We start from the raw sequence: 19,709 nt of genomic DNA, 5'->3' as shown, positions 1-19,709 counted from the left end.
GCGGTGCGCGCCTAGAGCCCGGCGCCATGCTCGCGCGTCTCGAACCCATCCGCAACTGGATTTTCGATCTCGACAACACGCTGTACCCGGCGAGCGCCCGGCTGTTCGATCAGATCGACCGCAAGATGGGCGCCTATATCGCCGAACGTTTCGGCTGCGACCTGGTCGAGGCGCGCCGCATCCAGAAGGGCTATTTCCTCGGCCACGGCACTACGCTCGCCGGGCTGATGGCCGAACATCACGTCGACCCGCACCAGTTCCTCGCTTTCGTCCACGATATCGAGATGGACGTGCTCGAGGAGAATCTGCCCCTCGCCGCGGCGATCGCGAAGCTGCCGGGGCGCAAGATCGTCTTCACCAACGCCGACACGCCCTATGCCGATCGGGTGCTCGACCGGCTCGGTCTCGGCGCGACCTTCGAGGCGGTGCACGACATCCATGCGATGGAGCTGAAACCCAAGCCGCAGGAATCGGCCTATGCCGGCCTGTGCGCCGCGTTCGGCCTGGATCCCGTGGAAAGCCTGTTCGTCGAGGACATGGCGCGCAACCTGAAACCCGCCAAGGCGATCGGCATGACGACGGTGTGGGTCGACAACGGCTCCGAACAGGCGTCCGACATGGACCGCAGCTATATCGATTTCACGACACACGATATCCGGCACTGGCTGGAAGACATATTGGAGGCATGATGAGCGACTTGCAGGGCACGATCGAGGCGGCATGGGATGCGCGCGACGGGATCAGCACCGCCACCACCGGCGCGGTGCGTGACGCGGTCGAGACCGCACTCGGCCTGCTCGATTCCGGCGCGGCCCGCGTCGCCGAGCCCGACGGCAATGGCGGCTGGCGCGTCAACCAGTGGCTCAAAAAGGCCGTACTCCTGTCGTTCCGCCTCAACGACAACGCACTGGTCGATGGCGGCTCGGCCGGTGCGCCGGCGTTCGACAAGGTCCCCTCGAAGTTCACCGGCTGGGGCGAGGCCGAGTTCCGCGCGGCAGGCATCCGCGTCGTCCCCGGCGCCGTTGCGCGGCGCGGCGCCTTCATCGCCAAGGGCGCGATCCTGATGCCGAGCTTCGTCAATATCGGCGCCTATGTCGGCGAAGGCACGATGGTCGATGCCTGGGCCACGGTCGGCAGTTGCGCGCAGATCGGTAAGAACGTCCATCTCTCGGGCGGCGCCGGCATCGGCGGCGTGCTCGAGCCGCTCCAGGCCGATCCCGTGATCATCGGCGACGGCGCGTTCATCGGCGCGCGGGCCGAAGTCGCCGAGGGCGTGCGCGTCGGCGAGGGCGCGGTACTGTCGATGGGCGTCTATCTCGGCGCCTCGACCAAGATAGTCGACCGGGCGACCGGCGAAGTGTTCCGCGGCGAGGTGCCGCCTTATGCGGTGGTCGTCCCCGGCAGCCTGGGCGGCGGAGACGGCAAGCCGGCGCTCTACTGCGCGGTGATCGTCAAGCGCGTCGACGCGCAGACCAGGTCGAAGACCAGCATCAACGAACTGCTCAGGGATTGATATCCTCCCCTCCCGCGAACGGGAGGGGAACTCAGTCTCGACAACGTCACACCTCGCTCCTATCCCGCCCCAACATCCGAGGGGAATCCACCGTCCATGACTACCGCCAGCAAGGTCCTCGACCGAGTCCTCGTGCTCGAAATGGTCCGCGTGACCGAAGCAGCGGCGATCGCCGCCTCCAAGCTCGTCGGCCGCGGCGACGAGAAGGCGGCTGATGCCGCCGCCGTCGAGGCGATGCGCGAGGCGCTGAACGAGCTGTACATGGACGGCACCGTGGTGATCGGCGAAGGCGAGCGCGATGAAGCCCCCATGCTGTTCATCGGCGAGAAGGTGGGTTCGGCGATCGGCAAGGGCCCGAAGATCGACATCGCGCTCGATCCGCTGGAAGGCACCACCATCTGCGCCACGGCCGGCCCCAACTCGCTCGCGGTGCTGGCGATCGCCGAGCAGGGCGGCCTGCTCAACGCGCCCGACGTCTATATGGACAAGATCGCAGTCGGCCCAGGCTATCCCGAGGGCATCATCGACCTCGACCGGAGCCCGACCGAGAATGTCAAGGCAGTTGCCGCCGCCAAGGGCGTCGAGCCTTCCGACATCATCGCCTGCGTGCTCGATCGCCCGCGCCACCAGAAACTGATCGCCGAACTGCGCGCATTGGGCTGCGGCATCATGTTGATCGGCGACGGCGACGTCGCCGGCGTGATCGCGACGACCAACCCCGACACCACGATCGACATCTATCTCGGCTCGGGTGGCGCGCCAGAGGGCGTACTCGCCGCCGCGGCGCTGCGCTGCGTCGGCGGCCAGTTCAAGGGCCGGTTGCTGTTCCGCAACGACGACGAGCGCGCCCGCGCCCGCAAATGGGGCGTGACCGACCTCGACAAGCAGTATGACCTGACCGAACTGGCCAAGGGCGACTGCATCTTCGCCGCGACCGGCGTGACCGACGGCTCGCTTCTGGCGGGCGTGAAGCGCAAGGCATCGGTGATGACCACCGAGAGCGTGGTGATGCGCGCCAGTTCTGGCACCGTGCGCTGGGTGAAGGGCGAGCACCGCATCTGAGTTCCGGCGCCGGAGATCGCCATACGGTGCCCCGCGTCGCCAGCTCTGCTAATCCCCGTCATCCGGCAACACCCCCGATATGATGGAAGAAGCATGGCAGCCGTGAAGGTCGATCCCGCGAAGGTCCACGAATTCAAGGACAGCGCAGCCTTCCAAGCTTGGCTCGGCAAGCATCATCACAGCCAGGACGAAGTGTGGATCAAGATCCACAAGGTCGCCTCGGGTCTTCCGTCGATCACGCCGAAGGAAGCGATCGATGTGGTGCTCTGCTGGGGCTGGATCGACGCCGTGCGCAAGGGGCTGGACGAGAAGAGCTATCTCCAGCGCTATACGCCGCGCACCGCGAAGAGCATCTGGAGCAAGATCAACATCGACAATGTCGCCCGCCTGATCGAGGAGGGCCGCATGACCGAACACGGCCTGAAGCAGGTCGAGGCGGCCAGGGCCGATGGCCGCTGGGACCGCGCCTATGGCAGCGGCAAGGGCATGAAGATCCCCGACGACCTGCAGGCCGCGATCGATTCCGAGCCCGAGGCGAAGGCGATGCTGGCGAGACTGACCGAGAAGAACCGCTTCGCCCTCGCCTTCCGCACCCACAATATGAAGACCGAGGCCGGGCGGAAGAAGAAGATCGAGACCTTCGTCGAGATGCTCAAGCGCGGCGAGACGATCTACCCTCAGCGCGATCGGTGATCGTCGTCACGGCTTACTTCCCGAAGGTCCGCTGCACCGACAGGCCAACATAGGGTCCGCTGTTGAGTTCCCGCCGTTCGACATAGTTGATCGGTGCGGTGCCGCGCAGGCCGGTATAGCGGTCGCGAATGCGGGTGACCGGGCTGTTGGTCACGTTCTTGGCAAAGGCACGCAGCGTCCATTGCGGCGTCGGCTTATACTCGACGAACAGGTCGACCCGGTCGGGCAGACGATCGACCTCGATCTCGTCGATCTTGTAGCTGATCTCCTCCTCGGCCAGCACATAGGTCGCGCCCCAGCGCAGATGCTGTGCGGGCAGGTCGTGCGTGACGCTGATCTTGCCCTCGACCGGCAGGTCGCCCGAGATGCGGCGGCGCTCGCCGGTCGCCGGATCGGTCACGCGGCTGCGCCGCGCCACGCCGTTGGCCTGCACCGTCACGCCCTTCAGCCCGAAACCGTCGAGCGGCAGGTTAAGGTCGATCTGCGCCTCGTCGCGCGTACCGTTGCCGATATTGCCGACCGCGTCGAACACCCCGCCCGGCACGAACACGGGTACGCGGTCAACCACGTTGCTGATCGCCTCGTGCCGCGCGGTCAGCACCATCGATCCCGTGCCGAACCGGTGTTCCCAGGCGACTTCCGCACGCCATAGACTGTCGGGCTCGAGATCCTTGTTGCCGGCAGTCACCGTGCCGCTGGTCAAAGAGGGCGAACTGATGAAGTCGCCGAAATCGAGCTGCCCCACTTCGCGCTCGACCAGGAAACGCAGCTCGTTCGATCTGGACGGCGACCAGCGCGCCAGCATCCGCGGCTTCAGAAAGGCCAACGACTTGGTCAGCGACGAATCCCCGCTCTGGGTGAGGCGCGACGTCTCGTAGCGGCCGCCCACTTCCAGCATCAGCTTCGACGCCACCTGCCAGGTCGTGGTCAGGAACAGCTCGGCGCGCTTCTCCTCGACCCGCACATTGGCGGCGGGCAGCGGAATGTTGACCCCGTCCTCCTCGAGCACACTGTGGCTGTCGAGCACGTTGAGCGCGCCCTCCACACCCGCTTCGACCGAGACGAGCGGCCCCTGCCGGCGGAACACCCCGCGCAGGATCGTCTCGCTCGCGTCCGACAGTTCCCGCGTCATGTCCTCGCCGCCCGGCGAGAAGGATCGGTCGGTGCCGTCGATGCCGGTGGTGCGGTGGATGCCGATCAGCTCGATCTGGCTGCGCACCCCCAGTGGCCGCGTATATTGCAGGCCCGCCTCCCGTGCCCGCGTCTTCACGCGCTCGGTACCGGACGCCTCGAACGCGGTCGGCGCCGTGACATGGTCCGCGATATTGGCGAACATGTCGGTGTTCTTGAGCAATCCGTTGATCCGCACGGTGCCGCCGGCCAGTCCCTGCTGATAGCTGCCCGACAGCTCCTTCACGTCATCGCCCTCGGGCTGGGCATAGGTGGCGATGCGGATGGGGGCGCCGTTGCGGTCGTAGCGGTTGCGCAAGCCGAAGCCGTGCTCGTCGTCGATCTCGGTATAGATCGCGCCGGCCAGGTCGAGCACCTTGTCACCCACGCCGTACGTCATCTCGCCGCCGACCCGGTACCCCTGATAGTCGTGGCGGAAGAGCGACCCTTCCGCGGACATCCGGCCCGACAGCGCGCCGATGCGGTTGCGCACGACATTGGCGATCACCGCATGGCCCTGCATGTCGAAACCGGCCCCGCCGCTGCGGATCAGCTCGATATGGTCGACCCCGCGCGACGGGATACGCTTCAGCACATCCTCCAGACTATCCTGCTTGCTCGCCGGGCGGCGGCCGTCGATCAGGATGTTGCCGCCCGCACCCGCATAGCCGCGCAGATCGGCATCGCCATCGACCAGCCGGAAGCCCGGCAGCAGCTTCACCATGTCCAGCGCCGTGGTCGGCTGCGAACGGGCGAAGGAATCGGCCGGGAACTGCGTGACGCCGGTGCGCTCGGCGGTCTGGGCATGGGCGACGGAAACCGAAGCGTTCGCCATCAGGGCCACCGTGAGCGCGCGGGCAACGTTGGATGTACGAAACATGGTGGAAGGCTCCCGGTGCGTAGCGATGACGCAGCGGCACTGGCAGCCCGTCGCTGACGCGGGCCTTGCGACGACCGTCAGTTTGATGTCAGCAAGGGCATGGCATCTTCCGTCCCATGAAACCGACAGCCCCCACCCTCCGCCTCACCGGCATCGCTGCCTTGGGCGGCCTGATGCTTGCCGCGGTGCCCGTCGCGTTCGGATCGGATGCCGTCGCGCACGCTCAATCGAGCAAGGCCGAACGCAAGCAGCGCGAACAGGCAGCGATCCGGGAGGCCCTGCGCAAGGGCGAGTTCCTCCCCCTTCCCCGCATCCTCGCCAACGCCCAGGCGCGCGTGCCGGGCGAGGTGCTGAAGGTCGAGATCGAGCAGGAAAGCTGGGGCTTCAAATATGAGGTGAAGATCCTCAGCCCCAATGGGCGCGTGCGCGAGGTGGAGCTGAACGCGAAGACCGGCGCCGTCGTCCGCATCGAGGATGATTGATGCGGGCACTGCTGGTCGAGGATGATCCGGAGCTGGCGGCCGACCTGGTCGAGGCGCTGGGCGCGGCCGGCTTTCTGGTCGACCATGCGACTGACGGCGACACTGCCTGGTTCCGCGGCGATACCGAGGACTATGCCGTCGCGGTGCTCGATCTCGGCCTGCCCCGCATCGACGGGCTGACCGTGCTGAAGCGCTGGCGCGCCGCCGGTCGCGCCTTCCCCGTGCTGATCCTCACCGCCCGCTCCGACTGGACCGAGAAGGTCGAGGGGATCGAGGCCGGCGCGGACGACTATCTCGCCAAGCCCTTCCAGATGGGCGAGCTGATCGCCCGGGTGCGCGGCCTTGTCCGTCGCGCGGCCGGCCTGACATCGCCGGTGCTGACGGTTGCCGGGCTGTCGCTCGATACCCTCAGGATGACCGCCACGATCGACGGACGCCCGGTGCGCCTGTCGCTGCTCGAATTCCGTTTCCTCGACCTGCTCGCGCACAACCCTGGCCGCGCCGTCTCGGGCGGCGAGATCGCCGAGCATCTCTACGGCGCCGATGATGCCAATGGCGCCAATGCGATCGAGGCGCTCGTCACCCGGCTGCGCCGCAAGATCGGCGCCGACATCATCGAGACGCGGCGTGGCTTCGGCTATCTGCTCGCTGGCAGTAACGCGTGAAGCTGGCCTCGCTCCGCCTCCGCTTGCTCGCGGCGGCGGCGATCGCCCTCTTTCTGGCCCTTGCCCTGGCCTGGCTCGGCCTGACCTGGCTGTTCGAACGCCATGTCGAGCGGCGGGAGGCAGCCGGGCTGATCCGCTCGGCCGAAGTGCTCGTCTCCGGTCTCAGGATCGGGCCGGATGGTGTGCCGGTCGCTGACGTGCTCCCCGAGGATCGCCGCTTTGAGCAGATCGCAAGCGGGCTCTACTGGCAATTGTCGGCGGCCAGTGGCGCGCAGCGATCCTCGTCTTTGTGGGACCAGAAGCTCGCCCCCTCCCCGGCACGCGACAGCGCATGGGAAACGCACAAGATCGCCGGTCCGTTCGGTGATCGGCTGCTGGTGGTCGATCGCATCGTCCGGCCTGACCGGAACGGGCCCGCCGTGATCGTGCAGGTCGCGGAGAACGACAAGGACATCGCCCTTGCCGAGCGCGAATTCGGCCGCGAGCTGGCGGTGTCGTTGCTGCTGCTCTGGATCGTGCTGTCGGCCGCCGCCTGGGCTCAGGTCCAGCTCGGCCTGCGCCCGCTCGCCCGGATCCGTGGCCAGATGGAGCGGTTGCGGCGCAACCCCGCCGCCCGCCTGCCCGACGATTATCCGGCGGAGATCGGCCCGCTCGCACAGGCGATCAACGCACTGGCCGATGCCCGCGGCGCCGACCTCGCCCGCGCCCGCAGTCGCGCCGCCGATCTCGCACACAGCCTGAAGACCCCGCTCGCCGTGCTGGCAGCCCAGACCCGTCGCGCGCGCGCCGCCGGCGCGGACGATGCCGCCGATGGCCTGGAGCGCGCCATCGCCGCCGTCGGCGCCGCACTGGAGGCCGAGCTCGCCCGCTCCCGCGCCGCCGCGGCGCGCGGGGCCGCCGAGGTCGCGCATGCCGATCCGCGAGAAGTGGTCGAACGGCTGATCGGCGTGATCGAGCATAGCGAGCGCGGCGAGATGATCGCCTTCGACGTCGCCATCGCCGACGCGCTGACCGTTCCCGTCGCCGGCGAGGACCTGGCCGAAATGCTCGGCGCGCTGATCGAAAATGCCACGCGCCACGCCCGGCGGATGGTTCGGATCACGGGCGGAGCCGATGTGCTGCAGCGAACCGTCCTCACGGTCGAAGACGATGGCCCGGGCATCGACGACACCAACGCCGCGACCGCGCTGATGCGCGGCGGACGGCTTGACGAGGCGGGCACCGGCCACGGCCTGGGCCTCGCCATCGTCCGCGACCTGGTCGAGGCGACCGAAGGCGAGATCCTGCTCGGCGCCGCCGAACTGGGCGGCCTGTGCGTGTCGTTGAGCTGGACGACGCCGGCAGATTGACTGCCTCATCGCAGCTTTCGCTATCGCCATGGCGGACACGTCGATACGAGGGAGAAATGAAACAAGCTGCGATCGTTACCGGCTCCCGGGGGCGCCTCGGCCGGGCGTTCGTCTCTCGCCTGCTCGGGGCAGGCTTCGAGGTCCAGGGCGTGGATATTGGCGATGCCCCGCCCTGCGATCCCGCGCCCGGCGTGCGGCCGTATTTCTTCGATCTCGCTTATGAGCACGGCGACCCCGAGGGCCATGTCGAGCGCGTATCCGGGCATCTCGACAATTGGCGCCGCTATGAGGCGATCTTCGTGCCGTCGTCCCTGTGGATCGGCGCTCACAATGCTTACGGCCGGGCGAAAATAAGCGTCGAGCATCTCGCCGCACAGTATCGCGCGCTGGGCGCCCGCGTGGTCACCGACCGCATCGGATATTTCCCCGGCGATGGCATCGAACCGGACCCGAACGAGCCACTCTACGCGCATCGGGTAACGGGCGATGCGCTATATGCTCGAGTCATGGCGAGGATGCGTCCTTCGGCCAACAGCCGCGAGCAGGACGTCCGCCTTCAGCCCGTCATTCGCCATCATCCTCTGCTCCCGGCAGCCGCGAACGGCACTCCCCGAGTCCCGGCATAACGCCGGGGCGCCAGTCCCGAGACCGTTCGAGGCGTCGTGTCGGGCCGCCCTGATCGCCAGTCACCTGATCGCCGGTCAAACGCAAGTATAGGGCCAACCGCACCCCTCGACAGCGTATGGCGTGCCATGCCTTGCGGATTGCCCTTGCCAGACCGGAAAAAGAAATCGCGATTCCGACGGACCCACCGGGCCGTTGGCGCGCTTTGCAGGGCGGACCGGCATCGCGCCACGACGCGCACCCAACCCGAGGGTCCGGCAACAGGAAAGATCGCACTATGACACTGATATTGGCCGCCCTCGCTCTCGCGGGAGCGCCCCAGCCGGCGGATGCCGTCATCGGCAGCTGGAAGACCGAGACCCGGGGCGGGATCGTCGAGATCGCGCGCTGCGGCCCGTCGATCTGCGGGCGTCTCGTGACGTCGGACAAGCTGCGCACCGATCCCAACTTCAAGGACGCGAAGAACAGTGACGCTGCGTTGCGCAACCGGCCGCTACGCGGCCTGCAGATCCTCGGCGGCTTCACGCGGCAGGGCGATGGCTGGGTCGGCGGCAAGATCTACAATGCCGAAGACGGCAAGACCTATAATGCCGAGATCACCCTGGCCGGGGCGAACCAGCTCAAGCTGCGCGGCTGCGTGTTCAAGCCGTTCTGCAAGACCCAGACCTGGATACGGGCCCATTGATTTCCAGCTCCCCTGCCGCAAGGCGTGTACTGCTTACGAGATTGATATCATGTCGTTTTTCAAGACCTCCTTTGTCGCCGCGTCGTTCTTTGCCTTTGCCGGAACCGCGCATGCCCAGGCCTTCTATCTGCAGGAACAATCGGCGCGCGGGGCGGGACGCGCTTTCTCGGGCGAAGTGGCCGATACCGGTGCGCAGTCGCTGTGGTGGAACCCCGCCGCGATCGCCGGCTCGACCGATGCCGAAGCGGCGCTTGCCGTCGCCGCGATCCTGCCGCGCGGCGAGGTGGTCGATACCGGCACGCTGATCGGCCGCCCGGGCCAGCCCTTCGCGCCGGTCGGCGGGCAGCAGCGTTCGCGCAATCCGATCACCAATGGCGTGCTGCCCTCCGGCGCGATCGCGATCCCGCTGAACGACCGGATCGCGTTCGGCCTGGCCGTCACCTCGCCCTACAGCTTCACCACGGATTACGACGCCGACAGCTGGGCGCGCTATTCGGCCGACCGCACCAAGCTGCTCACCATCGACATCCAGCCATCGGTGGCGGTGGCGGTGACCGACTGGCTGCGCGTCGGGGCCGGGCTGAACGTCGAATATACCGATGCCAGCCTCAGCAATGCGCTGCCCAATGTGCTCGCGTCGCTGCCGGACGGGCATCAGCAGCTCAAGGGCCATGGCTGGGACCTGGGCTGGAGCGCCGGCGTGCAGCTCCACAACGACTTCATTACCGTGGGCATCGCCTATAAATCCGGGATCAAGCACAGGCTGAAGGGCGACCTGACGATCGACGGCCTGGTCGGCCCGCTGGCAGGCTCGAACATGGCGCTCTCGGGTGTCGAAGCGCGCTTCGACACGCCGGCGCAGATCATCGTCGGCGCCCGGGTGAAGGTCGCGCCGAAGCTGACCCTCAACGCGCAGGCGACGCGCTTTACCTGGAGCGATTTCGACGCGATCCGCCTCGGCGCGCCGATCAATGCGGCGATCCCCGAACTCTACCGCAACAGCCTGAGCGTGGCGGGCGGCGTTGACTATGACGCAACCTCGCGCCTGACCCTGCGCGCCGGCGTCCAGCGCGGCCAGACCCCGACTCAGAACGGCCAGCGCGATGCCCGCGTGCCCGATTCGAACCGGTGGAATTTCGGCACGGGCGGCAGCTACAAGCTCACCTCACGCTTCACGATCGATGCCGGCGCCAATTATGTCAGCTTCGAGGACCAGAGCATCGACCGGGTCACCGCAGCCTATGCCGGCACCGCGGCGCAAACCCCGATCCTCACCTCGGGCGCGCTGCGCAACGCGCATGCGCTGGTGTTTTCGCTGGGAGGCCGGGTGACCTTCTGACGGCGACGCGCGTGCCTTTCAGGGCCGGCGCAGGTGGTCGGCCAGAACGACATGAGTGGTAACCACGCCAATGCCGGGCAAGGCGCGCACCGCTTCGGCGATGCGGTCGAGATCGGCGGCGTCGATGGCGCTGACCTGGACGAGTAGGTCCGGGTCGCCGGCGAGCGACTGGATGCCCCTCACCTCGGGAAGGCGTTTCAGCGGGGCGATCGCGCCGGCACAGGTTCCGCCGCGCGCGTGGCGGATCATCAGGCAGGCGTTGAGGCGCGTCCGGCTGTCGGCCCGGCCGCGCACCACCGTATAGCCCGCGATCGTGCCGTTGCGCTGGAGTCGTCCGAGACGCTCCTGCGTGGCGCTGCGCGACAAGCCGATGTCGCGGGCCAGGGCCACGACGCTGGCGCGCGCATCCCGCTCCAGGGCGAGGATAAGGGCTTCGTCCTTGTCGTCGAGCACCCGTCAATCTCCTCCATGCCGGCAGATCGCCGGCTCGAACGACATAATCGCGGCCATATCCGGCATCCGTAATCCCTAGCTGCGTGCTTCGCGACAACGGAGGCGCTTCAATGCTTACGCATCTCAACCCCGATGACATCCCACCCGTCAAGGTCGGTCCCGGCTGCTATCGCCGCGACGTTCCGACGCTGGGGAATGTACGCGCGTGGTTCGTCGATATGGACCCCGGCACCGAGTGGCCGCACGTGGACGAGCATGGTGCGTTCGGCGAAGCCGTGCTCGTGGTCTCGGGCGAGTTGATCGAGGGCGACGAGCGCTTCGGGGCCGGAGCCTATCTGTTCTTCGCGGCCGACAGCCAGCATCAGCCGCGTTCGGAGACGGGCGTTCGTCTTTTCGGCTTCAATCTGCTGTGACCGGGGACCGGACCGGCCTCACCCGCCGAGGTTTTCTCGGTGTCGGCGCGACAGCGATGCTGGCCACACAGCCGCTCTTCGCGGCCGAACGCCGGACACTCCGAATTCAGCGGCTGGCCTGGGCGGGGATCAGGCTGGCGCTGCCCGAGGCAACGCTGGGCGTCGATCTGCTTGCCGACCCCGCCGTCTGGGAGACAGCGCTGCCCGACCCCCTGCCCGACCTTGGCGACTTCACGGGCGACCGGTACGCGCTGATCACGCATCGCCATCCCGATCATTTCGACCCCAGGGCCATCGCCAGGGCGCTCGGCGACCAGGGCCTGCTGCTCTATCCCGCGAGCGTCGGCGCGATCGTCGTCCCGGGGGTGAGCCGGGCCCGGTCCGCGCCGCTATGGGAACCGCAGCTCCTCGGGGACTCCTTCGTCGTCACCGCAGTGCCCGCCGTCGACGGTTATGGCGACCCGCAAGCGTCATGGGTGATCAGCGGCGGCGGACGGCGCATCCTGCATGCGGGCGACTCGCTCTGGCACGGCGCGTGGTGGCAGATCGGTCGGCAGCTGGGCCCCTTCGACGCGGTGTTCCTGCCGATCAATGGCGCGCGCTTCGCCTGGCGCCAGCCCGCCGCCGAGGTTTCCAGCGTCATGGCACCCGAGCAGGCGGTCGCCGCCGCGCGCATCCTTGGCGCGAAGATCCTGGTGCCGATCCATTACGGCGTTCGCGGCGCCGAGGGATATGAGGAGATATCCGACGCGCTTCAGCGTACCAGGGTGGAGGGCGCGCGCCGCGGCGTGATCGTTCAGGCGCTCAAGCCGGGTGCGTGGTTGAACTGGGACGTCTGACAGGCACGGCCGGCGGCGTTCTCCGGCCGCGCTACCGCCGGCACCCCACATAGATCGGGTTGCCGATCAACCATGGCCGCCCGGCCCCGGACCGTACATTCGCGCTGATCCACCCACAGGCCTGCTTGCGGCCCAGCGCCAGCTCGATCCGCTGGTCGCCGCTCGAAAGAACCAGTTGCTTGCCCGCGATCGGCACGCCGTTCGCGATCAGCTCGAGCGTGCCGCCCTGTGCCGCAACGACATGAACCGAAACGCTCAGCGTCGCCCCGGCCGCCAAGGTCTGGCCCATCGCGGCGCGCGCCTTGCCCGACACTGCTTCGACTTCGAGCAGCCGGTCGCGCGTGCCCTCGACATCGATGAACACATTGCCCGCGCGGATGCCGTCCAGGATCGCCGGCATCGACAGCTCCCGCGCCTGCACCACCGTGGTCGGCCGGCCGATCGCCTTGCCGGCATCCGGATCGTGATTGTCGCTGCCGCCGATGCCGGTGAGGTGCCTGCCCTCGTTCAGCCGCGCATACCAGAAGCCGATACCGGCATAGGGGCCTTCCGCCATGGGGCCGTTGACTGCCTCGACCGCGGTGACGCCGGCATAGTCAGTGTCGGGCCACTGCCAGCCGCAGCCCATGCAGATCTCGCCCGATGGCGAGTTCGGGTGATTGATCGACAGGATCGCGCCCGCCGCCGCGACGCCCCGCTCCAGCGCGGGCAGATCCGGCACGTCGGGCGTGCCGGCGCGGAAATCGACCCAGTGCGCCGGGCCGAAGATATTGGCATGGCCGTGGAAGGTGGTGATCTCCGTCCCCGGGATCAGCAGCGTCTTGTCGAAGAAAGGCTGCAACTCGCGCAGCGCCCCGAAATGCGCGACGGTGTTGTGGTCGGTCACCGCGACGAAATCGAGCCCGGCCCTGGCCGCCGCCTCGATCGTGCGGAACACGGGGCACGGCACCCGCTTGCCCGACTGGCTGGCGCAGCTGCCATCGCTGTTGGCGTCATGCATATGCAGGTCGCCGCGGTACCAGCCCGGCCCCGGCTTGATCGGCGCATCGGCAATCGCGGCGGTGGCGCGGCGCGCCTCGCCCCGGTCGAAATAGACCTTCACCGTGTACGCGCTACGGCTTGCCGAGCGGATATTGGGCACGCCGAGCATCACCCGCCACCGGCCCGGCGTCACCTTGCCAGTCAGATAGCCGGGCGAGGCATCGCTCTCGCTGATGGTGAAACGGTCGCGGGTGCCGCCGCTCCAGCCGCGAAAGCGTTCCGGGTCCCATATGCCCAGGTCAATCACCGTCTTGTCCGCCTTGTCATAGGCCAGGGTGACGGTGACCCGTTCGACGCCCGCAGGGACATCGAACGGCACTTCCTTGTAGGTCTGGTTGTCCGCGCCCGTGATCTGGCCGGTAAGGCTGTAATCGGCAGGCACCTCCTGTCCCGCCATCACCGGTGCGGCGATGGCGAGGAGCAGGCCGGCGATCAGGGTGCGGGCAATCAGCATCAGAAGGCGAAGTCCACCGCGAAGCGCACGTTCCGGCCCAGGATCGGGCGGCCGATGAACAGCTGATCATTGGCCTGGCCGCTGGTCAACTCGCCCGCGCGCGGATTGCCTTCGGTGAGGCCAAGCGAATTGTTGAGGTTGTCGCCATAAGCCCAGAGCGTGATCTGCTTCGTCAGGTTGAAGCGCACGCTGGCATTGAGCACGGTATAGGCCGGCAGCTTCGAGGTGTTGGCGGCATCGGCATAGCGCTTCGAATAATGCTCGACATCCATCTGCGCGCGCAGCCGGTCGCCGAGCAGGGTGACCGCCGGGGTCGCACGAAGCGCAAGCTGCGGCACGCGCAGCAACTGGTTGCCGCTATAGTCGCGATTGACCGGCGCGCCGGACACCAGCTCGGTGAAGCGCAGGTTGCGGAATTCCGGCTTCTGGACCGTCGCGTTGACGGTGAAATCGAACCAGTGGACCGGACGGATCGTGCCTTCCATCTCGACGCCATAAGAGCGGGTGTCGGTATAGATGGTCTGCTGGGTGTAGCCGCCGGTCCCCGAATTGAACACGAAATTGCCGATCGAGAAGCTGTCGAAATCGGTCAGGAAGCCGGTCGCGTACAGGCTGATCAGCGGGGTCGAGAGCTTCACGCCCGCTTCCGCCATGCGGATGTTCTGCGTGACCGGCTGGGCCGTCGCGCTGGTGATGAAGCTGCCGACGCTGGGCAGGCGGAAGGTCGAGGTATAGCGCGCGAAGACGCCCGCCGAGCGGCTGAACTGCCAGTCGGCACCGATGGTGTAGCCGACATGGTCGAAATGGCGATCGAACGGTATGAACACGCCGCTGCCGGTCAGCACATTGTCGTCTGCGAGCGTGGTCGCATCGCCGAGGTTCACGGTCTTGCTGTTCTCCTGCGATCCCTTGGCCGTGACGCTTTCATAGCGGATGCCGCCATCGATGCGCAGCTGCGGGGTCACCTGCCATTCGTCCGAGGCATAGACGGCGATCGTATCCTGGCTGCCCGACCCGTTGGCGAATTCGGAGCCGTAGCGCGACACACCATTCTGGGTCAGCGATCCGACCACCTGGCCGGCCGCGTTGACCGCGACCAGATCGAGCAGGCGCGAATTGTCCGACACGTCCTGCAAGGTCGTCGCCGAATAACGGCGGAAGGTCTCGTCGATATGCGCGAAATAAACGCCGAGCGCGACGTCGTGCGTCATGCTGCCCATCTCGAACTTGTGAGTCAGGCGCAGGTCGTCGAGGAACTCGCTCTCGTCCACCGTCACCGGGCGGGCGCTGTTCTCGAAGATCAGGCCATTGCCGTTCTGTCCGGCGATGTCGAACGCCTCGCCGGTGTCGGTATAGCGCAGCTTCACCGCCGTCGCGGTCGGGAAGGCGTTCAGCAGCGTCGTCTGCTTCGAGGCGATGTAGCCCGCCGCGGTGTTGATCGCGGCCGGATAGACGCCGTTCCGCACCGTGTTGGAATCGCGGTAGCGTGCCTTGTTCGACAGCGTCCAGCCATCGGCGATCTCGTAATCGGCCATGGCGGAGAACTGATCGAGCCGGATGCGCGAGCCGTCGGTGTTGTTGAAAGTCACCGGGCCATTGGCGCTGCGCAGGGTCAGGAAGGCCGTGGCGCGGCTGGCGGTGGTGCCGTAATGCGGATCGAAGCCGGCGATGCCGACGATATCGCCCTCGCTGTCCTTGGTCAGCGGGATGCCGGTGTAGAACACCGCCTTGTCCGACAGGCGCTTGTAGCTGACGCTGACATGGCCGCGGTCGAAGTCCTTCGACAGGTCGGCGCGGATCTGGCCGCCCTTGTTGCCGGTATAGCCCGGATCGCGCACGCCCTGCTCGTTGCGATAGAAGCCACCGATGCCGAACTTCCAGCCGCCGCCGAGCGGCGCACCGACCCAGCCGTCGAAACGGTAGAGATCGGCGGTCGGGCCGTAGAGCAGCCGCGCATTGCCCGACAACGTGTCGCCGGCGCGCTTGGTGATGAAGTTGACGACGCCACCCGGCGCGTTGGGTTCGAACACCGAAGACGGGCCGCCGCGCACGACCTCGATATGGTCGATCGATTCGTCCATGCGGAACGCCTGGTCGGCATTGAGATAGCCAAGCGACGGATCATGCTGCACCGGCAAGCCGTCCTCGAGCAGGTTGATCGACCCGAAGCCGTCGACCGGAATGCCGCGCGCGCGAACGTTGCCGCTGCCTTCGCCACCCGAGGCCTCGACCCAGAAGCCGGGCACCGACTTCAGCGTCTCGGTGACGCTGGAAGGCGCGCGCGACTTGAGCGTCGCGTTGGACAAGGTGGTGATGGCATAGCTGGTCTCCAGCTTGGTCCGGTCGCCCGAACCGGCGCGGCCGGTGACCACGATATCGTCGCCGTCGGCCGATGCCTCGGCCGCCCGGGCCGCGTCGGGCGCCGATTGCGCGAGCGCGGTCGCGCTGGTGGTGGCCAGGAGAGTCGCAAGGCCAAGTCGAACAACAAGCTGGAAATTTTTCACATCTAACCCTTTTTCGCATCTGCAGCACGAGGCGCGGTAGGGAGCGATGGTTTCAAGCGCGCGGCGCCTCTGTTGCACCGTGATGACACCGGTGCGCCGGAAGCGTTTTTTGCGTTCGCGCGTTGTTGGAGGTGGACGAAAGGAGGCGCCGGAGCAGGCGCTTTCGCGCTTGCCTGGGACAGTCCCTGTGGCAAACCGGGCCACGCCCAATCGGAGTTCGCATCATGAAGACCGCAGCCTTGACCTCAGCGCTCGCCCTCCTCGTGCTCGGTGGGTGCGAGCAGGCCCCCACTCCGGCCCCGGACAATGGCACCGCCGCTGCGACCGCGCCGGTGAAGCCTGCCGAGAAGGATTATTATGCCGATCGCATCAACGCGCTGACCGACAAGCAGCGCGATGCCGTGCTGCTCAAGGCGATCACCGATGCGGGCGGCGAATGCCCCGCGCTGACCGGATCGGCCGCGCATGCGCCGGTGGAGGGCCATCATGCCTGGATCGCGCATTGTACCGCGGGCAAGGACCTGCGAGCACTCGACTGGGTGGTCGTACTCGGTTCCGGCGGGATGATGAGCATCGTCCGGCCGGGCGCGATCTGACCGCCTCCCCGATTGGGGTTGCCACCGAAACGATTTCGTCTCCGATTGCATAAACAACCCCCGGGCATATCGTCCCGCCTCCGCGCTCCTGCCTTGTGTTGCGGGCGGCGCAACGCCGGCGACTGCGTAATCGTCGCCCAAATTCGCATGGGGGACGATGATGCAATATTCGATCAAGGGGCGCCGGATCGGCCGGCGCGGTGCTGCCGTCGCGATGGCGACGATCGCCGGGATCGGCCTGCTGGCCGCCTGCACGGTGAAGCCGGACAAGCCGGCCGGGCCGTCCTATCTTGCCGCCTTCCCGGATTTCGCGCCTGACGTGACCGCACAATTCCCGGGCGACGTGGACATCGCGCTCAAGAAGAAGCTCGAAGGCGAGAAGAAGTTCGCCCAGGTCCAGCGCGAGTTCGATCTCTATTCCTGGCAGATGTTCCTGGCGCTGAACTGGCCGACCGATAACGAGGGCAAGGCCGCACCGAAGATCACCGACACCAGCTTCGGCGCGCCGCATTGGACCTTGTGGCATACGTCGAACTCGATCTTCCAGGCGGACGGCGCGACGCCGGCCGCCTGTGCGCAGAAATCGGGCGCGCGTACCCTCTTGCTCCGCCGCGACCTGAGCAAGCCGGTCAGCCGCGGGCTGAAGGCCTTTTCGGCCCAGGCGACCGCCGGCGCCGATCCGCGCCAGACGCGCTTCCTCGGCGTGGTCTCGGCGGTGGGCGAATTGAACGCCTCCAATCTCGGCGACATCCAGCAGGCCTTTTCCGGCCCGCTGATCGATCAGAATGGCGAGTTCGTCTATTACGAGATCATGATCGACCCGAACGAGGTCGAGTATCTTTGCGCCAACAGCCTGTACAACATCAACGGCCAGGTCGCCTTCACGCAGGGCGGCGGCAAGGTGCAGATGCCGTTCGGCACGCCCGACAAGGATTGGGGCGGATCGACCGAGCTGAAATTCGCCTGGCGCATCCTGAAAAAGGGCAGCGACGATTTCAGCCGCTTCCACACCCAGCCCGCGGTGGTGATCGACCAGGGCCCCGACGGCGCCCAGCTCGAGCGCAAGGTGACGGTCGGCCTGGTCGGCATGCATATCGGCCACAAGAGCTCGACCTCGCCGCAATGGATCTGGTCGACCTTCGAGCAGATCGACAATCTGGATGTCGATCCGGTCGCGCATCCCGCGCTGAAGCCGTCCTTCGTCGACACCAATTGCCCGGGCTGCGCGGTCAACCAGCTGCCGGTGAAGGTGAACGGCGTCTATCCGCGCATCCCGACCCAGGCGTGGCGCGCGATCCCGATCCCCGGGGACAAGGTGGCGCTGAACGCGCAGGCGCAGGCGGCGCTCAATAAGATGGGCAGCGTCTGGCAATATTATCAGCTGATCGACACCCAGTGGCCGACCGAGCCGAGCGCTCCGCCCTCGGCCTGGGACAGCGGCCTGCCCGGTGCGGTGACCAACAAGCCCGGCGGTCATCCGACCCCGACCTTCCTGACCAACATCACGATGGAAACCTATTTCCAGAAGGGCAATCAGGCGGCGTGCAACAGCGAAGAGCTGCCTGACGGCATGAACTGCCCCAATGGCGGCCCAGTCGAGCCGCCGGTGTGGAATTCGGCGCTGAACAATCTGGGCAAGCCGGTAACGCCGGGGGTCAACACCCTGTCGTTCATCACCGAAAGCTGCACCGGCTGCCACAGCTCGGCGGGGATCTGGACCAGCTGGGATCCGGCGACCGGCACCGGGACGAAATCCGGCCAGCTGACCGGGGACTTCTCCTGGCTGCTCCAGCAGAAGGCGAGCTATGCGGGGAGTACGGTGCCAGCGAAGCCGTTGTTCGGGAAGCTGAGGTAAGAGGAACACTCAACCCCTCCCCTTCAGGGGAGGGGCTAGGGGTGGGGGCGTGCGTCTGCACGCCAACAAGAATCCTCACCTCCAGATCGAAGCGTGGATCGGGGCATCGAGCCCCGATCCCCCCCCCCCCCCCCCCCCCGCTACCCCACCCCCTACCCCTCCCCTGAAGGGGAGGGGCTGAAAACAGGCGGCGGCGCTCCTGTAATCAAAAGGCCGCGGTCACCGACACCACGAGCCTGCTGCCCGCGATCGACGAGCCGTCCTTGGTGCTGGAGAAGTTCGGCTGCAGATAGGCCGACTCGGCCGTGCTGATATCGGTATCGACATAGGCCGCGCCGAGCGTGACCGGGCCGAGCACATAATCGACCCCGAGCAGCCAATCCATATAGTTGCCGGTCGGCGCCACGCTGGTGCCGTTCGGGCCGAGCCCGGGATTGCCGTCCGAATAGCCGAGATGCGCCTTCACGGTGATCGGCGTGCTCGGGATGCCGGCGCTGGCATCACCCCAGATGTAGAAATTGTCCTCGCTCTGGCCGAGGCTCTGCGGCGTGTTGGAGAAATTGCCGAGCGCCTTCTGCTTGGGCGCATAGGCGATACCGGCCAGCAAATTGACCGGGCCGGCGGTGCCGCTGACTTTCACATAGGGCTCGGCGAAATCGGTCAGGTCGGCGCCGCCCGGATACATGTACCAGGTCAGGCCGACATCCACCGTGGCCCCGCCGAACGAGCGCTTATAGCCGCCGATCAGGTCGAGTTCCATGTTGGAGCCGCCGAACGTGCCCCAGCCGGCCAGGTTCGATCCCCAGACGCCCGCATAAAAGCCGCTCTCATGCGCGACGGTGATGCCGCCCTGGATCGCCATTTCCTTGTCGGACTGGGAGACGCCGCGGAATCGGTAATCGGAAACGAGCGCGACGCTGCCGGAGACCGTGACGGCCGGCGGCGGCGCGGTCTCCTGCGCGGCGGCGGGGATGGCGGCCATGGACATCATGGCGGCACTCAGAATGTAGAGAGTTTTCATGGGATACCCCTTTAATGGTTAGGGTCCCCACCTGCGGCCCGGGTCCGCCATTTCTCTCGCTGCCCGGGGAA

General features: G+C 67.0%; 19 protein-coding genes. 14 read left to right on the top strand and 5 right to left on the bottom strand.

Features of this window, described 5'->3' with window-relative positions; translation table 11 throughout:
• Positions 1-26 precede the first annotated feature (26 nt).
• The 4 genes from AC1RT8_RS08800 to AC1RT8_RS08785 all read left to right on the top strand — a co-directional run bounded on the left by AC1RT8_RS08800 (position 27) and on the right by AC1RT8_RS08785 (position 3,268).
• Positions 27-689: a pyrimidine 5'-nucleotidase gene (locus AC1RT8_RS08800; RefSeq protein ID WP_493075232.1), complete on the top strand. Its 663-nt coding sequence runs from the start codon at positions 27-29 to the stop codon at positions 687-689.
• A complete protein-coding gene (dapD, locus tag AC1RT8_RS08795; protein WP_493075231.1) occupies positions 689-1,513 on the top strand; it encodes a 2,3,4,5-tetrahydropyridine-2,6-dicarboxylate N-succinyltransferase in 825 nt (274 codons plus the stop codon). The genes AC1RT8_RS08800 and dapD overlap by 1 nt, the downstream gene beginning before the upstream one ends.
• 96 nt (positions 1,514-1,609) lie before the next feature.
• Complete coding sequence (gene glpX / locus AC1RT8_RS08790; RefSeq protein WP_372849403.1) at positions 1,610-2,575, top strand: class II fructose-bisphosphatase; 966 nt, start codon at positions 1,610-1,612, stop codon at positions 2,573-2,575.
• Positions 2,576-2,668: 93 nt separating this feature from the next.
• Positions 2,669-3,268 carry a YdeI/OmpD-associated family protein gene (locus AC1RT8_RS08785; protein ID WP_493075230.1) on the top strand — a complete coding sequence of 200 codons (600 nt, stop codon included), beginning with the start codon at positions 2,669-2,671 and terminating at the stop codon, positions 3,266-3,268.
• A 13-nt stretch (positions 3,269-3,281) separates the two neighbouring features.
• On the opposite strand, the gene AC1RT8_RS08780 is transcribed toward AC1RT8_RS08785, so the two are convergent.
• Entirely contained in the window at positions 3,282-5,318 is a 2,037-nt protein-coding gene (locus AC1RT8_RS08780) for a TonB-dependent receptor plug domain-containing protein (RefSeq protein WP_493075229.1), read from the bottom strand.
• Between the two features lie 116 nt (positions 5,319-5,434).
• Between AC1RT8_RS08780 and AC1RT8_RS08775 the strand changes: the two genes are divergently transcribed.
• From AC1RT8_RS08775 to AC1RT8_RS08750, 6 genes are all read left to right on the top strand, one after another.
• Positions 5,435-5,800, top strand: a complete 366-nt coding sequence (locus tag AC1RT8_RS08775; RefSeq protein WP_493075228.1) for a PepSY domain-containing protein — start codon at positions 5,435-5,437, stop codon at positions 5,798-5,800.
• Positions 5,800-6,465: a response regulator transcription factor gene (locus tag AC1RT8_RS08770; RefSeq protein ID WP_493075227.1), complete on the top strand. Its 666-nt coding sequence runs from the start codon at positions 5,800-5,802 to the stop codon at positions 6,463-6,465. Before AC1RT8_RS08775 ends, AC1RT8_RS08770 begins: the two co-directional genes overlap by 1 nt.
• On the top strand, positions 6,462-7,814 hold the full coding sequence (locus AC1RT8_RS08765) for a sensor histidine kinase (RefSeq protein ID WP_493075226.1): 1,353 nt from the start codon (positions 6,462-6,464) through the stop codon (positions 7,812-7,814). Before AC1RT8_RS08770 ends, AC1RT8_RS08765 begins: the two co-directional genes overlap by 4 nt.
• Positions 7,815-7,870: 56 nt before the next feature.
• Positions 7,871-8,440 carry an NAD-dependent epimerase/dehydratase family protein gene (locus AC1RT8_RS08760; protein WP_493075225.1) on the top strand — a complete coding sequence of 190 codons (570 nt, stop codon included), beginning with the start codon at positions 7,871-7,873 and terminating at the stop codon, positions 8,438-8,440.
• Positions 8,441-8,715: 275 nt separating this feature from the next.
• Entirely contained in the window at positions 8,716-9,123 is a 408-nt protein-coding gene (locus AC1RT8_RS08755) for a DUF2147 domain-containing protein (RefSeq protein ID WP_493075224.1), read from the top strand.
• 49 nt (positions 9,124-9,172) lie between these two features.
• Positions 9,173-10,462, top strand: a complete 1,290-nt coding sequence (locus AC1RT8_RS08750; RefSeq protein ID WP_493075223.1) for an OmpP1/FadL family transporter — start codon at positions 9,173-9,175, stop codon at positions 10,460-10,462.
• A gap of 18 nt (positions 10,463-10,480) precedes the next feature.
• On the opposite strand, the gene AC1RT8_RS08745 is transcribed toward AC1RT8_RS08750, so the two are convergent.
• Entirely contained in the window at positions 10,481-10,915 is a 435-nt protein-coding gene (locus tag AC1RT8_RS08745) for an Lrp/AsnC family transcriptional regulator (protein WP_493075222.1), read from the bottom strand.
• Positions 10,916-11,025: 110 nt separating this feature from the next.
• Between AC1RT8_RS08745 and AC1RT8_RS08740 the strand changes: the two genes are divergently transcribed.
• Positions 11,026-11,328, top strand: coding sequence for a hypothetical protein (locus AC1RT8_RS08740; protein ID WP_493075221.1), 303 nt, complete (start codon positions 11,026-11,028; stop codon positions 11,326-11,328).
• A complete protein-coding gene (locus tag AC1RT8_RS08735) occupies positions 11,325-12,167 on the top strand; it encodes an MBL fold metallo-hydrolase (protein ID WP_493075220.1) in 843 nt (280 codons plus the stop codon). Before AC1RT8_RS08740 ends, AC1RT8_RS08735 begins: the two co-directional genes overlap by 4 nt.
• 31 nt (positions 12,168-12,198) lie before the next feature.
• Here AC1RT8_RS08735 and AC1RT8_RS08730 read toward each other — a convergent pair whose 3' ends face one another.
• Entirely contained in the window at positions 12,199-13,662 is a 1,464-nt protein-coding gene (locus tag AC1RT8_RS08730) for a CehA/McbA family metallohydrolase (RefSeq protein ID WP_493075219.1), read from the bottom strand.
• Positions 13,662-16,166 (bottom strand): TonB-dependent receptor, encoded by a 2,505-nt coding sequence (locus AC1RT8_RS08725; RefSeq protein WP_493075218.1) that lies wholly within the window; start codon positions 16,164-16,166, stop codon positions 13,662-13,664. Before AC1RT8_RS08725 ends, AC1RT8_RS08730 begins: the two co-directional genes overlap by 1 nt.
• Before the next feature lie 224 nt (positions 16,167-16,390).
• On the opposite strand from AC1RT8_RS08725, the gene AC1RT8_RS08720 reads away from it, so the two are divergent.
• Both AC1RT8_RS08720 and AC1RT8_RS08715 read left to right on the top strand, forming a co-directional pair.
• Entirely contained in the window at positions 16,391-16,762 is a 372-nt protein-coding gene (locus AC1RT8_RS08720; protein ID WP_493075217.1) for a hypothetical protein, read from the top strand.
• 160 nt (positions 16,763-16,922) lie between these two features.
• Entirely contained in the window at positions 16,923-18,617 is a 1,695-nt protein-coding gene (locus tag AC1RT8_RS08715; RefSeq protein WP_493075216.1) for a hypothetical protein, read from the top strand.
• A 205-nt stretch (positions 18,618-18,822) separates the two neighbouring features.
• Here the strand turns inward: AC1RT8_RS08715 and AC1RT8_RS08710 are convergent, their stop codons facing one another.
• Positions 18,823-19,638, bottom strand: a complete 816-nt coding sequence (locus AC1RT8_RS08710) for a TorF family putative porin (RefSeq protein WP_493075215.1) — start codon at positions 19,636-19,638, stop codon at positions 18,823-18,825.
• Between the last annotated feature and the right edge of the window lie 71 nt (positions 19,639-19,709).

The organism is Sphingomonas sp. GW821-FHT10F11, assembly GCF_058809095.1.
The sequence above is the reverse complement of the archived record's forward strand: the minus strand, read 5'-3'. Positions and strand labels throughout refer to the sequence as shown.

What these genes read in the sequence shown, in the direction of transcription:
- AC1RT8_RS08800 (WP_493075232.1), top strand. Translation starts at nt 27, where the DNA reads ATGCTCGCGCGTCTCGAACCCATCCGCAACTGGATTTTCGATCTCGAC.
- dapD (WP_493075231.1), top strand. Translation starts at nt 689, where the DNA reads ATGAGCGACTTGCAGGGCACGATCGAGGCGGCATGGGATGCGCGCGAC.
- glpX (WP_372849403.1), top strand. Translation starts at nt 1,610, where the DNA reads ATGACTACCGCCAGCAAGGTCCTCGACCGAGTCCTCGTGCTCGAAATG.
- AC1RT8_RS08785 (WP_493075230.1), top strand. Translation starts at nt 2,669, where the DNA reads ATGGCAGCCGTGAAGGTCGATCCCGCGAAGGTCCACGAATTCAAGGAC.
- AC1RT8_RS08780 (WP_493075229.1), bottom strand. Translation starts at nt 5,318, where the DNA reads ATGTTTCGTACATCCAACGTTGCCCGCGCGCTCACGGTGGCCCTGATG.
- AC1RT8_RS08775 (WP_493075228.1), top strand. Translation starts at nt 5,435, where the DNA reads ATGAAACCGACAGCCCCCACCCTCCGCCTCACCGGCATCGCTGCCTTG.
- AC1RT8_RS08770 (WP_493075227.1), top strand. Translation starts at nt 5,800, where the DNA reads ATGCGGGCACTGCTGGTCGAGGATGATCCGGAGCTGGCGGCCGACCTG.
- AC1RT8_RS08760 (WP_493075225.1), top strand. Translation starts at nt 7,871, where the DNA reads ATGAAACAAGCTGCGATCGTTACCGGCTCCCGGGGGCGCCTCGGCCGG.
- AC1RT8_RS08755 (WP_493075224.1), top strand. Translation starts at nt 8,716, where the DNA reads ATGACACTGATATTGGCCGCCCTCGCTCTCGCGGGAGCGCCCCAGCCG.
- AC1RT8_RS08750 (WP_493075223.1), top strand. Translation starts at nt 9,173, where the DNA reads ATGTCGTTTTTCAAGACCTCCTTTGTCGCCGCGTCGTTCTTTGCCTTT.
- AC1RT8_RS08740 (WP_493075221.1), top strand. Translation starts at nt 11,026, where the DNA reads ATGCTTACGCATCTCAACCCCGATGACATCCCACCCGTCAAGGTCGGT.
- AC1RT8_RS08730 (WP_493075219.1), bottom strand. Translation starts at nt 13,662, where the DNA reads ATGCTGATTGCCCGCACCCTGATCGCCGGCCTGCTCCTCGCCATCGCC.
- AC1RT8_RS08720 (WP_493075217.1), top strand. Translation starts at nt 16,391, where the DNA reads ATGAAGACCGCAGCCTTGACCTCAGCGCTCGCCCTCCTCGTGCTCGGT.
- AC1RT8_RS08715 (WP_493075216.1), top strand. Translation starts at nt 16,923, where the DNA reads ATGCAATATTCGATCAAGGGGCGCCGGATCGGCCGGCGCGGTGCTGCC.
- AC1RT8_RS08710 (WP_493075215.1), bottom strand. Translation starts at nt 19,638, where the DNA reads ATGAAAACTCTCTACATTCTGAGTGCCGCCATGATGTCCATGGCCGCC.